We start from the raw sequence: 12,999 nt of genomic DNA on the forward strand, positions 1-12,999 counted from the left end.
CCTGCCCACCTCGCATGAGCTCGGGCGGCCGTGCAGGTGGCCTTTGGCCGTCTGCGCCTTCGGCTTCGACTCCGGCCTTGCGGTTCGCTAGCCGCGAACCGGACGTGCGACATGTTGGGATGGCTTGGAATAGATCGGTCCACGACAGGTGGACCGCGAGCGCGACCGCGCGCCGTCGTTAAGCGTAGCCGAAACAAATTCGGATGCATTCCGCCCGGCGACTGAGCCGCCTAAACAAGAGACTCCGCTCGCCACAACGGGAACCGCGCGAGCTTTCCGCCAGCAGGCAGCACCGCATCAATCCGGTCTGCGGGCTGCATCGCATCCAGTATTACCGGATCTTTCGCATCCATTCCTCCGGTCAATGCACCGAACGCCGGGAGAATCATCCGGCCTCCATTTTCCCCTCGGCTAACAACCGCACATGGTCGGCGAATGAAGCGCTTCCTAACGTGGAGTTGCAAACGGGGGTGATAGTGGCCTGAAAATTCTGGTCGCATCTCTCCTGCTTTTGCCTGGTGACGCAGGATCATACCGGCCACTTCAAGCTCTTCCGCAATTGCGCCCCCCGCTTGGGCTTCCATGTGCGGATCGTGATTGCCGGTGATCCACACCCAATCGACGGCGCGGGTGAGCGCGGACAGCATTCCTGCAGCGTGAGGCTCCAGACGAGACGATCCTTCGCTATCGTGGAAATTGTCGCCCAGAGTGAATACACGCTGCGCACCGGTTTCGCGAATGGCTTCAGCGATGCGTGCCAGCGTTTCGCGGCTGTCATAGGGCGGCAGCATCTGGCCATGCTTGGCGTAGAAGCTGGCTTTCTCCAGATGCAGATCAGCCACCAGCAACGCGGATTCTGCACGCCAAAATAGCGCGCCGCTGGTTGTGAGTGCGAATTCCTGATTGGCGAACGAAAGGGGAACCATGCACTGCATGTGCAGCAGCAACGCGGGCTTGGCAAGGCCATTTGAAACAGTTGATTTGCATCAAACTATGCGGCACTCAGTTGTGGTACGCGCAGGACATCTTGCCCGAGAGCGACGCTTCTTTTCGCTCCACAATTAGATTGAGAAACATGACCGATCACACCGACCACACAGCCCGCGCCAAACAATGGTTCGAAACTCTGCGCACCGATATCTGCAATGCGTTTGAATCGGTCGAGCGCGATGCAGGCAGCGATGCCTCGTTCGAGTTTACATCTTGGGACCGGGAGGAAGACGGAAATGATCATCCCGGCGGCGGCGTCCAAGGGCTGATGAAAGGCAAAGTGTTCGAGAAGGTCGGCGTGAACGTCTCGACCGTCAGCGGCCGTTTCTCGCCGGATTTTGCCTCACAAGTAAACGGCGCGAGTGCGGAGAACCCCGGCTTCACTGCGACGGGCATCAGCCTGGTGGCACACATGGCGAACCCGCATGTGCCTGCCGTGCATATGAATACGCGCTTTTTGACGACCGAGAAGGCCTGGTTCGGTGGCGGTGCCGATCTCAACCCGCCCATCCCCTATGATGAAGACACGGCCGACTTCCACGCTGCATTTCGCGCGGCCTGTGCGGGCCATAACCCGACTTATTACGACCGGTTTAAAAAATGGGCGGATGAGTATTTCTACATCCCCCACCGCCAATGCCATCGCGGTGTCGGCGGGATTTTCTACGATCATCTGGAATGCGATGATGATGCCGCGTTCGAGCGCAATTTCGCCTTTACGCAAGATGTCGGAAAGACCTTTCTCGACATCTACCCCAAACTCGTCCGCCGCCGGATGGAGTCCGGCTTTACCGATGGCGAGAAGCTGCAACAACTGGAATGGCGAGGGCGTTATGCCGAGTTTAACTTGGTATATGATCGCGGAACATTGTTTGGCCTAAAGACCGGCGGCAATATCGACGCGATCCTGATGAGCCTGCCGCCTGAAGCGGTGTGGACGTGATCGTCAAACCGACGGAGCCACACCTCCTCGGCAATTACACCCGCAGCATTCCTGTGTCCCTGAGCCGGATGATGGAGAATGCATATGATTGGGAGCATCTTCCGTTCGTCCATCCGTCCTCTTTTGCCCACATCGAACTGATCGACGAGGGCGAATGGGGGTGGCGCTGCAAGACTACGCTCCCGCCTGCGGCTGGCGGCGGGGAGCAGGTAGTGGAATTGCTGGTCGACCGGCCTAATCATTATTGGGCGACCACGGTGATGGAGGGCACGGGCGAGGGTGTGCAAATCCACACGCAGGCGACGCAGAAGAGCGCCGATGACCCGCGCGCTATCGAGGTGGATGTGCGGTTCTATCTGCCGCAAGCTCCGGAAACGGAGGAGCAAGCGTCGATGATTCTCGGTTATCTGCAGGCGCAGTACAAGATGCTATATGACGAGGATGAAGCGTTGATGTCTGCGCGTCAGGATGCGCTGGATAAACGCAAGGAAGCCCGTAAAGCCGCTCCTGAAACTGCCGATCTTGGCCCGGAAACCGAGCTGGACCGAGGGATGTCGCATCCAGTCGAATTATCTTCTGGCCGCTTTGTGGTTCGCCATCACAAGGGCGAATGGATTACCCATGCTGCGATGTGTCCCCATATGCTTGGGCCATTGGGTGATGCCGATATCTCTAAGGACGGCACGATCACTTGCCCATGGCATGCATACCGCTTCGATCTGGCCGACGGGGCCGAGCAGGAGGGGCGGTGCGGCGCCTTACCTTCGCCTCCCGTCATTCGGTTGGTCGATGGACACTTGTTCATAGGCGAATGATCGGCCATTCGAAGCCAACACAAAAATTGACCCCGGAGTTTTCCATGCGTTTTCTCGCTGCTGCCAGCCTGCTGTTTTTGTCTGCCTGCGGGCTTTCAGAGAGCGGCGACACCAATGCGCCCAAAGTCGCGCCGATCCTGACCAGCGAAGATGCGGTCGATATTCAGACATTTGCCGAGCCGCAGAAGGCGCGGGTTACGCATGTCGATCTCGATCTCGAGCTCGATTTCGAGCAGCAGATGGTCTCCGGCAGTGCGATGCTCGACATTATTGCCGAGCCTGATGTCGATACGGTTGTACTCGACAATGACGGGTACACGGTCGAAACGATCACTGACGGCGAAGGCAAGCCGCTTGAATATTCCGTTGGTGAAGTGGTCGAGGGTAAAGGTGCGCCGCTGACGGTGACCATGGGCAAGGCCCGTGAACTGACCATCAGCTATTCGGCCAAAGATGCTGCGGCGCTGCAATGGCTGACGCCCGAGCAGACCGCAGGCGGCGAGCATCCCTATTTGTTCAGCCAAGGTCAGGCGACGCTTAACCGAACCTGGATTCCGACCCAGGATAGCCCCGGTATCCGCCAGACATGGTCCGCGCGCATCACTGCGCCGGAGGACCTGACCGTAGTGATGTCAGGCCTTGCGGGTGATGAGCCCGAAGTGCTGGATGACAATCGCCGTGCGTTCACATTTGAAATGGACAAACCCGTTGCGCCCTATCTGATCGCGATTGCGGCAGGTGATATTGTGTTTCAGGAACTGGGCCCGCGTTCCGGTGTGTGGAGCGAGCCTTCGATGATTGAAGCGGCCGCTGCCGAACTGTCCGACACCGAGGCGATGATCGATGCGGCGGAGAAGCTATACGGCGAATACCGTTGGGGCCGTTACGATATGATCGTGCTGCCTCCGGCATTCCCCTATGGCGGGATGGAAAATCCGGTGATGACATTTCTCACGCCAACATTCATCGCGGGTGATCGCAGTCTGACCGGCTTGATTGCACACGAACTGGCGCATAGCTGGTCGGGCAATTTGGTGACCAATGCCAACTGGACCGATAGCTGGCTCAATGAGGGTGTTACCTCCTATTTCGAGAACCGCATTGTCGAGGAAATCTACGGCAAGAAGCGCGCAGACCAAGAAGCCGCGCTCAGCTTCGCGGCGATTGAAGAGACGCTGGCCGAAGTGGGGATGGATGCCCCTGGAACTGCGCTGCACCAAGAGGTCAATGTCGACTCAATCGGCAGCGCGATTGTCTATGACAAAGGCGCCTATTTCCTGCGCACGGTAGAGAGCATTGTCGGCCGTGACCGGTTCGACGCCTGGCTCCAGCAATGGTTCGACAATCACGCGTTCCAACCGGCCACGAGCGCGATGATCCTTGCCGATTTGCAGGAAAATCTAGTCAAGGATGAAGCTGAGGCAGAGAAGCTGATGCTGCGCGAATGGATTTATGAGCCGGGCCTGCCCAGCAATGTTGCGAAACCTGATCCGGCTGCATTCGCCGAGGTCGATGCAGCGGCACAGGCTTTTGCGGATGAACGCACGTTGGATGAAGCCGATTGGGCCAAATGGACTTCCGCCGAACGCCAACGCTTCCTCGCCAGCTTGCCCCGCGAGTTGAAAGAGGCCGAATTGGCTGCGCTGGACGAAGCTCTGAAGCTTTCGACCAACAACAACAATGAAGAGCTGTTCCTGTGGCTGAAACTGGCGCTGGAAAATCGCTACGAAGCGGTTGTGCCGACCACCGAAACCTTCCTCGCCAATGTCGGTCGCCGCAAATTTGTCGCACCATTGTTCGAGACGCTGATGGAGCAAGGGGATTGGGGTCAGGCGATTGCCAAACGTACTTATGCGAAGACCCGGCCTAGCTATCATTCGGTGACGCAGGGCACCGTTGACGGGTTGGTACTTGGTGGATCACGATGATTTTGAGGAATCGAGGCGCGAGCGCGACAGGCCGCTAGCCTTCCATTTTGCATCTCCACGTTGATTCCGCTTGCGCTTATGGGCGCAATACGCACACTCGCAATTCATGCTGCGCCAATATGAACTTGTAGAGCGGGTCCTTGATTATGACCCCGATGCCGATGAGGCGCTGCTCAACCGTGCCTATGTCTATACGGTGCAGAAGCATGGCAGCCAGAAGCGCGCCAGCGGCGATCCCTATTTCAGCCATCCGGTAGAGGTCGCCGGGCTGATGACCGATCTGCAGCTCGATCAGGAAACCATTATCACCGCGCTGCTCCACGACACGGTCGAGGATACGCTGGCGACGATAGAGGATATCGAAGCGAATTTCGGCGGTGATGTCGCGCGGTTGGTTGATGGCGTAACCAAACTCAGCAAGATCGAGGCCATGCCCGAGGATGAGCGCGCGGCGGAAAATTTGCGCAAGTTCTTGCTGGCAATGTCCGAAGATATCCGTGTGCTGCTGGTCAAGCTGGCCGACCGGCTCCACAATATGCGGACGCTGCATTTCATCAAGAATCCGGAGAAACGCCGCCGGATCGCGCGTGAGACGATGGATATCTATGCTCCGCTGGCAGAGCGCGTGGGCATGTATGAATATATGCGCGAGATGCAGTTTCTCGCATTTGAACAGCTGGAACCGGAAGCGTTCAAAACCATAACCGGGCGGCTGGAGCAAATCCGCAAGCAGGATGGCGGGCAAGTCGATGCGATCGCGCTGGCGATCAAGCAATCGCTGGCCGAGGCCGGGTTGAATGTGGAGGTGTCGGGGCGGGAAAAGCACCCGTTTTCCATCTGGAAGAAGATGGCCGAGCGGCATGTCTCGTTCGAGCAAGTCACCGACATCATGGCTTTTCGCGTTATCACGGAAAGCGAGGCAGATTGCTACGCTGCGCTCGGCAATTTGCATACGACGTGGCAGTTTATTCCTGGCAAATTCAAAGATTATCTCTCGACACCGAAAAACAATGGTTATCGCTCGCTCCACACCTCGCTGATTTACGAAAATTCTATGCGGGTGGAGGTGCAGATCCGCACGCGCGAGATGCACCAGACCAACGAATTCGGGCTCGCAGCGCATTGGGCGTATAAGCAAGGTGATCGCCCTGATGGCGCAGTCGGTTGGCTGCGCGATCTCATCGAGATTGTCGATGCCAGCCATGATGCGGAGGAGCTTCTCGAGCACACCCGCATGGCGATTTACCAAGACCGGATATTTGCTTTCAGCCCCAAGGGCGCGCTGCATCAATTGCCCAAGGGTTCCACACCGGTCGATTTTGCGTTCGCTGTGCACACCGATCTGGGCGCGCAGACTGTCGGTGCGAAAGTCAACGGTCGCCATATGCCGCTGCGCACGCCGCTCAATAATGGCGATGTGGTAGAGATCATCAAAAGCAAAAAGGCGGTGCCGCAGCTGAGCTGGCTTGGCTTTGTCGTGACAGGCAAGGCGCGGGCCGCGATCCGCCGATCCGTGCGATTGAAAGAACGTGCAGAGGTCGCGGAAATCGGCAGCAAGTTGTTCGATGAAATCGCTGCGCGGGTTCCGGCAAAGATTGGCAAGAAAGCAATCAAGGCGGCGGTGAAGCGTCTCGAACTGGAGGATGAAGAAGCGCTGATGTACGCCATCGGTGCAGCCAAGATCGAGGACCGTGATGTCATGGAAGCGCTGGTGCCCGGCTGCACCGCAGACATGGATGAGTCAGAGGATTGGTCGAGCCAAGAGCGGGCGATTTCGATCAAGGGCCTAACTCCCGGCGTCGCCTTCCAACTCGCCGAATGCTGCCATCCGGTGCCCGGTGACCGGATTGTCGGCCTGCGTAAGCAGGGCGAGGGCGTAGAGGTTCACGCTATTGATTGTTTCGAGCTGGCCAGCGGAATTGATGCCGACTGGCTCGACCTGTCATGGGGGCAAAAGTCTAAGGGCGCAGTTGGCCGGATCAGGGCCACGCTTTACGATAGGCCGGGCGCATTGGCGGAGATGGCCGGAATCTTCGGACAGAATATGGCCAATATCCGGATGCTGACACTGTCGCAGACCGAGCATCCGTTCGGTGTGTATGAGGTGGACCTGGAGGTGCAGGATATCGCGCATTTGACCCGCATTCTCAGCGCATTGCGGGCAAGCGATGCAGTGGCACAGGCAGAGCGGATTTAGAGAAGTTCCAGCTCGACCATAACCTGATCGTCTTTGACGATATTTTCGGCCTTCATCACCTTCTTGCTCACCAGCAGAATCCACTCTGTGGATTTGTCCTGAGGAAAGACCGAGCTGCTCCACTGCGTATCGCCGATGCGCGCCATCACCTTGACCGATCCGAACCCGCGTCTTGTGCCCAGCTCCAACTTTTCGATCCGGGCGTGCATCGCGATTGCCTCCGCGTGGTCACCCTTGATCGAGACGAGATGGTAAGTCCCGCGATCGCCCTGCCAACGGCTAAGCCGTGTTATCAGCTTGATTACTTCCACTCGTCATTGCGAGCGCAGCGAAGCAATCCAGAGCGTATTGCGCCTACTCTGGATTGCTGCGTCGGCTTCGCCTCCTCGCAATAACGATGGTAGTGTCTAACCATTCGGCGTGGGTCTGACTGGCACCGGGATATTGCAAATATCTGCGCCACCGGCAGGTGCGATAAAGAACGGGTCACGGCGATTGGCGCGAGCGTCAGCATATTTTGCGAATGTTTCGCTATCGGTGGAGAGATATTCGAACAAAGGCTGCTCATCCTCGGGCAGGTCGCTTGCGACGCGGACGGTGAGGATAGGCGTGCGTTTGTCGAACTCTTCTTCGGTGTAGAAGCCCAGCGCACCCGATCCGCGCGGCAGGCTGGAGAGATTCTCCATTCCCGAAATGATCCGCCCAACCAGTGCGATATTGCGGTCCAGATGCCGCGGTGCATGACCGATGACGGTATATAGCTCTGCGCCAGAACCGGTATCGGGTGAGTAGCTGCGCCCGACGCCGACCATGCCGTAGCAGTGGACCGGCCAAAATTTCCAATCCGTGTTCGCTTGTTCTGCTGCGACAGGCCAACCAGCGTAGAACTCGACCCAAGGTGCATAGCTGTCGCGCTCATGCCAACCTTCTTTGGTCGTTGAGGTTTGTGTATTCTCTATATCGATACTTGGAAGTTCATTTCCATAGACGTCTAATAACGCTTGACCGGCGGATATTGCACTGGCTTCCGCATCAGCGGCAGCTGCTTCGGCAGTTGTGAGAAGGTCCATCACATTCGGCACCGTGAACGTGCACTTATTGTTGCCAAAATCTGTTTTGTAGCAATCTTCAGGAATGGCGTGCAGTCCCTCCGGCAGCGCTTTTGTCTCCCCCTCAGCCTCTGGATTATCGTAATTTGGATCGCCCCATTGCACGACGTAATTGTCCTGCACACGGTTGACGGTAATATTGTCATACCATTTGGCGCGGGCAAAAGTGCGGATATTCTCAACCCAGCCTTGGCTGAAGGGGGCGGGCATCAGCTGGATCGTGACGGTGCGCGATTCACCATTGGCATCCGGCGAAAGCGTCATAATCAGCAAATCTTCTGCGGGAATGCTTATCCACTCCTCTTTTGGTGCAGCATTGACGATCTGGTTGGGGGATGGTGCCCCCTCCGGCTCAGCCTCCTGTGCGGCTGTGGGAACGGCAAGGGCGAATGCGGCGGCGGCCAGCAGGAGTTGTTTCTTCATAAGAAGCACAGTGCCACCCGAAACCGTCTTGCGAAAGCCCCCCTACAAAGCTAGAGGCGCTGCTTCGCCCAAAGCTCAGGCCCAACGGCGATGCGGAGACGTGGCAGAGTGGTCGATCGCGCTCGCTTGGAAAGCGTGTATAGGGCAACCTATCGAGGGTTCGAATCCCTCCGTCTCCGCCACCAACCTTAGTGCTGGTATTTCGTTGAGTGACCGACCTCAAATCGACTGTTAGACATTTGGTAAAGTCTGGCATCCTGCGCCACATTTGTTGCGCGGTACTTTCGTAAGGTCAGGACGCGCAAAAAACTACACATCACCGACGAGGACTTAGCTCGGCTGCTATTGCCAAATGGAATAGGCCGCCGCAATGTCGACTTATGCGGCTAAGGCAAATCGAGATTTTTTACCACGTGTACCGCACCGGCTCGATCAGCGGCGCGGCGCGCGAGCTGAACGTTTCGCAGCCTTCGGTGAGCAAGGTATTGCGCCACGCCGAAGATCAGTTGGGTTTTGATCTTTTCCGCCGGATAAAAGGGCGGCTGATCGCAACTGCCGCAGCGGACGAACTGTTCCAGGAAGCGGAGGATATCTACGGCCGCCTTGCGTCATTCAATCGGGCGCTGGAGAATATGCGCGAGCGTAAAGATGGGCATCTGCGTGTGGGCGTGTTGCCATCCCTCAGCCTGTCGGTTGGACCCGAACTCGCGGCGTTGCTCAGTAGCGGCCCCATTGGTTCCAGCGTTGAGCTCACCACGCTGCACTCTGACGAAATTGCGGGGGCTCTGGCTGAGAATCGCGCCGATTTTTGCATAGGCTTCGAACCGATTGCTCGGCACGGGGTTGAATCGCGGCCAGTGGGCACCGGTGGGTTTGTCTTGGTGTCTTCCAACAGCTTGACAACCGATACGAAGCACATCGATCTCTCTCTGGTTCACGAAACTGCTTATGTTGGTCTAACCGAGAGCGGTCCGCTAGCCGCCATAGTGAGCCGGGCTCTGGATGATCGCGAAATCAAGCCCAACAAGGTTGTGACGACCCACACATATCACGTTGCACTGGCGATGGTTCGAAAAGGGGCTGGATTGGCGGTCACCGACCAATTCACTGCGTATTCTCAGCTAGGAGCGGGATTGCACCGCTATCCGTTGGACGATCTACCCGCTTTCACGATCTATGCGGGATATTGCAAAGATCATCCTGATCAACAGCTGCTGGAACGAGCAATTGGCGCATTGGAAGGCGTGTTGAACGATCTCGCAAAGGGGATTGCTGCCATCCAGCACAACGCACCATAACCCAGCGCTATACCCTGTCCGTGAAATTATCGATCACTGCGTTTGCGATAATGGATCAAATGTTGCAGGAGACAATCACATGCTCGCATTCTTATGAACGGAAGGCGAGCCCTGTCGTATTTGGGGAGATACACGATGAAGTTTTCACGCAGCACTATGATTGGCCTTCTTTGCGGAACGGCGCTGACCGGCTTTAGTACAGCCGCAGTCGCGCAGGACACTGGCGATGTTGCTCAAGACACCGCTGATGTGAGCACTGAACCGGGCGCCGACGATGATGTGATCGTCGTGACGGGTACGCAGATTCGTGGGGCTCAGATCGATGATGTTTTGCCGGTGACCGTTTTGAACGAGGAGGCCATCGAAACGATCAACCCATCGTCGGGTGACGAATTATTCCGAGCAATTCCACAGGCTGGGTCAGTCGCTTTCAACGAACAGAATACCACTGGCGGCGTCAATGGCGCGCGCGGTGATATCGCCTCGATCAACCTGCGCGAGCTTGGCACTGGCAATACTTTGCTGCTGATCAACGGAAGGCGCATGACGCTGGATCCAGGTTTCCAGACCGAATTGCTGGTCCCTGTGGTCTCGCCCGATACCAACTCCATCGTGCCAGGCGGGGTCCGCCGGGTCGAAGTTCTGCGCGATGGTGCTTCTGCGATCTACGGCGCGGATGCGGTTGCTGGGGTCGTCAATACTGTACTGCGCGGTAACCGAACAGGCGGCTTCGCGCAGGCCAATTACCGTGTCTCTGACGGGACGGGGCTTTACAATACGAGCTTTCGTGGCGGTGTGGGGTTTGACTTCAACGAAGGGCGTAGCAACCTGACGCTTTATGGTAACTATTTTCACGAGAATGGCGCACCCGCTACTGATAGGTTCTATTCCGCCAGCAGTGACCGCCGCGGTGATCCGCGCCTTGTCGGGACCCCTTTTGAAGGCGATTCAAACTTCCGCAATACATCGACTCTGACGCCTTGGGGACAGTTCGACATTCAAGGCTCTGGCGCACGCGGATCGACTACTATCGGGGACGATGACTTCCAAATTCAGCCCAACAGCTTTTCTGGTTGCCGTTTGGATTTGGGTGGTGGAATTTGCGCAGATAACGGAACGTCGGTTGATATCGCTTTGCGTTATGATCTCGACGCTGACCGGACGCTATACTCGACTAAAGATCGCTACAATGCGACTTTGTTGTTCAATCATGAATTGAGCGATACAGTTGAATTCTATCTCGAGGGGTCGTTCTATCGTTCGAAGTCGAGTCGGCTGCGCGAATCCAGCGCGAACCTCACTGCCGTGCCGATTGGCATTTCGCGCAACGCCTACTTTAATCCTCTGGGAGCGACCACGCTGCTCGATGGATCACCCAACCCCAATCGTCTGACCAGCGGCTTGCTCAATGTTTCGGCGTCCGGGCGCGATTTGATAATGGAGCGCTATCGTGTGATCGATGGCGGACCGCGTCGGGGCACTGTCGACAAGAACGATTTCCGGATTGTCGCTGGCTTCAAGGGCGACCTCTTGGGTTGGGACTTCGATACCGGCTTTGTTTACCATCAGGCCAACAAAACCGATCTTACAGAAAATCGTATTTCGACCACCCAGTTCCAAAATGCGATTAACCGCAATGACCCGACGGCTTACAACCCGTTCAACGGCGGATGTTTTGAGCCATCGCTTCCCGTTCCGCAGCAGGGCGATTGCACACCGAGCAGTCAGGCGGCGATTGATTCGATCACCATCGATGTGTTTCGTAAAGGCGAAACAACTTTGGCCTTGGCTGATTTCAAGGTTTCGAAGTCCGATCTGTTTACGCTGCCAGGCGGTGATGTCGGGTTGGCGACCGGCGTGGAATTTCGCCGCGAAACCTTTATCGATGACCGTGATGATCGGCTTGATGGAACGATTACATTCACGGATTCGGTAACAGGTAATTTTTTCGGTAGCGATGTGCTGGGCTCAAGCCCGTCACCCGATACTAGCGGCGGTCGCAATGTATTGTCTGGATTTGCTGAGGCATTCGTTCCGCTTGTGTCGGACGACATGGATATTCCGCTGGTGCAGGCGCTTAGCCTGCAATTGGCTGGCCGGATCGAACGTTTCTCCGATATCAAGGAAACCGCAATCGTTCCGCGCGTCGCTGCGTCGTGGACAGTCTTCGACAGCTTGATGCTGCGCGGTGCGTGGTCGCAGGGGTTCCGTGCACCAAACCTTGTGCAAGTGAACGATCTGGGCACTACCCGTGTAAATACGCGTGACGATTATGTGCAGTGCTTTGCCCAGATACAAAAAGGCGAAATCGCCAATTTCGATAATTGCGCAGGCGAAGGTACGGTCAGCTTACGGTCGGGAACAGACCAGCTTCAGCCGGAAGAAACAGAAAGTATCAATTTGGGCGTCGTAATTACTCCGTCGTTCATTCCCGGCTTGACTCTCACCGCCGATTATTGGCGTGTACAGCAAGATGGCATCGTCGGGGTGTTCGGTGATGACAATGCGATTGCGCTTGATCTGCTGCGCAGGCTGAACGGTACCACAAACCCCAACGTCATCCGCGAAGCGCCCGACGCTGATCAGATATTGCTATTCGCGGGCACCGGATTGGACGCGGTTGGCGACGTTTCGCAAGTGCTTGACCCCTACCTAAATCTGGATAGCCGGACCACCAAGGGAATGGATTTCGGGCTGTTGTATGACATTGGCGAAATCGGGAAGCTGGGCGAATTCAAGATATCCGCAAATGCGGCATATCTCGAGAGCTTCTTCCAGTCGCCCGGGCCGGACGGGCAGGAACTGCTTGATGCGGTTACTGATGGCACTCTGCCCGACAGTATCGTAATTAGTGACATCGGCCAACTTCGCGAAATCAACGGCCGTCCGAAATGGCGCTGGACTGCCGCGCTCAACTGGCGCTCTGGACCGGTGCGGGCCAGCCTGTTCGGTCGTTACGTCGGTGGAGTATTCGACGATAGTGTTACGCAGAACGCGAACGATATTAACGGCAATCCTAACCCTGATCCAGGATCGTTCTATCCCGTCAGTGACTGGTTCGTGATGAACGCATCGATCAGTTACACGATTGATGACACTGATAGCGCGATCGACGGTACTCGCATCCGCTTCGGTATCAATAATTTCACGAATGAAGCGCCGCCTCTGGCTGATCAGAGTTATGGTTTCTTCAGTAACCTACACAACGCCCGTGGGCGTAACTTCACTTTCTCGATTCGCAAGAACTTCTAAATCGGCTGGCGGGGCAGGCTTCGGCTTGCTCCGCGCCAATGAAA

The 12,999-nt window shown here is 56.6% G+C and carries 9 protein-coding genes and 1 tRNA gene; 7 read left to right on the top strand and 3 right to left on the bottom strand.

The genetic code is table 11. The features are described 5' to 3' along the window. Window positions 1-230: 230 nt before the first annotated feature. Window positions 231-926, bottom strand: a complete 696-nt coding sequence (gene pdeM / locus GRI35_RS04910) for a ligase-associated DNA damage response endonuclease PdeM (RefSeq protein ID WP_160613133.1) — start codon at window positions 924-926, stop codon at window positions 231-233. A gap of 149 nt (window positions 927-1,075) precedes the next feature. On the opposite strand from pdeM, the gene hemF reads away from it, so the two are divergent. The 4 genes from hemF to GRI35_RS04930 all read left to right on the top strand — a co-directional run bounded on the left by hemF (window position 1,076) and on the right by GRI35_RS04930 (window position 6,873). Beyond that, window positions 1,076-1,933 (top strand): oxygen-dependent coproporphyrinogen oxidase, encoded by an 858-nt coding sequence (gene hemF / locus GRI35_RS04915; RefSeq protein WP_160613134.1) that lies wholly within the window; start codon window positions 1,076-1,078, stop codon window positions 1,931-1,933. Between the two features lie 68 nt (window positions 1,934-2,001). Continuing rightward, window positions 2,002-2,748, top strand: coding sequence for a Rieske (2Fe-2S) protein (locus GRI35_RS04920; protein WP_160613135.1), 747 nt, complete (start codon window positions 2,002-2,004; stop codon window positions 2,746-2,748). 44 nt (window positions 2,749-2,792) lie between these two features. After that, entirely contained in the window at window positions 2,793-4,676 is a 1,884-nt protein-coding gene (locus GRI35_RS04925) for a M1 family metallopeptidase (RefSeq protein ID WP_160613136.1), read from the top strand. A gap of 106 nt (window positions 4,677-4,782) precedes the next feature. Beyond that, window positions 4,783-6,873 (top strand): RelA/SpoT family protein, encoded by a 2,091-nt coding sequence (locus GRI35_RS04930; protein ID WP_160613137.1) that lies wholly within the window; start codon window positions 4,783-4,785, stop codon window positions 6,871-6,873. On the opposite strand, the gene GRI35_RS04935 is transcribed toward GRI35_RS04930, so the two are convergent. After that, window positions 6,870-7,184: a DUF1905 domain-containing protein gene (locus GRI35_RS04935; protein WP_160613138.1), complete on the bottom strand. Its 315-nt coding sequence runs from the start codon at window positions 7,182-7,184 to the stop codon at window positions 6,870-6,872. The genes GRI35_RS04930 and GRI35_RS04935 overlap by 4 nt on opposite strands. Before the next feature lie 96 nt (window positions 7,185-7,280). Then, a complete protein-coding gene (locus GRI35_RS04940; protein ID WP_235900135.1) occupies window positions 7,281-8,405 on the bottom strand; it encodes a peptidylprolyl isomerase in 1,125 nt (374 codons plus the stop codon). A gap of 94 nt (window positions 8,406-8,499) precedes the next feature. Between GRI35_RS04940 and GRI35_RS04945 the strand changes: the two genes are divergently transcribed. The 3 genes from GRI35_RS04945 (at window position 8,500) to GRI35_RS04955 (ending at window position 12,955) form a co-directional block, all read left to right on the top strand. Beyond that, a tRNA-Ser gene (locus GRI35_RS04945) sits at window positions 8,500-8,587 on the top strand. A 198-nt stretch (window positions 8,588-8,785) separates the two neighbouring features. Then, window positions 8,786-9,703 carry a LysR family transcriptional regulator gene (locus GRI35_RS04950; protein ID WP_160613139.1) on the top strand — a complete coding sequence of 306 codons (918 nt, stop codon included), beginning with the start codon at window positions 8,786-8,788 and terminating at the stop codon, window positions 9,701-9,703. 135 nt (window positions 9,704-9,838) lie between these two features. Beyond that, window positions 9,839-12,955, top strand: a complete 3,117-nt coding sequence (locus GRI35_RS04955) for a TonB-dependent receptor domain-containing protein (RefSeq protein ID WP_160613140.1) — start codon at window positions 9,839-9,841, stop codon at window positions 12,953-12,955. Window positions 12,956-12,999 lie beyond the last annotated feature (44 nt).

The organism is Pontixanthobacter aestiaquae (assembly GCF_009827455.1).
GTDB classification, from domain to species: Bacteria; Pseudomonadota; Alphaproteobacteria; order Sphingomonadales; family Sphingomonadaceae; genus Pontixanthobacter; species Pontixanthobacter aestiaquae.

What these genes read in the sequence shown, in the direction of transcription:
- pdeM (WP_160613133.1), bottom strand. Translation starts at nt 926, where the DNA reads ATGGTTCCCCTTTCGTTCGCCAATCAGGAATTCGCACTCACAACCAGC.
- hemF (WP_160613134.1), top strand. Translation starts at nt 1,076, where the DNA reads ATGACCGATCACACCGACCACACAGCCCGCGCCAAACAATGGTTCGAA.
- GRI35_RS04920 (WP_160613135.1), top strand. Translation starts at nt 2,002, where the DNA reads ATGATGGAGAATGCATATGATTGGGAGCATCTTCCGTTCGTCCATCCG.
- GRI35_RS04925 (WP_160613136.1), top strand. Translation starts at nt 2,793, where the DNA reads ATGCGTTTTCTCGCTGCTGCCAGCCTGCTGTTTTTGTCTGCCTGCGGG.
- GRI35_RS04930 (WP_160613137.1), top strand. Translation starts at nt 4,783, where the DNA reads ATGCTGCGCCAATATGAACTTGTAGAGCGGGTCCTTGATTATGACCCC.
- GRI35_RS04940 (WP_235900135.1), bottom strand. Translation starts at nt 8,405, where the DNA reads ATGAAGAAACAACTCCTGCTGGCCGCCGCCGCATTCGCCCTTGCCGTT.
- GRI35_RS04950 (WP_160613139.1), top strand. Translation starts at nt 8,786, where the DNA reads ATGCGGCTAAGGCAAATCGAGATTTTTTACCACGTGTACCGCACCGGC.
- GRI35_RS04955 (WP_160613140.1), top strand. Translation starts at nt 9,839, where the DNA reads ATGAAGTTTTCACGCAGCACTATGATTGGCCTTCTTTGCGGAACGGCG.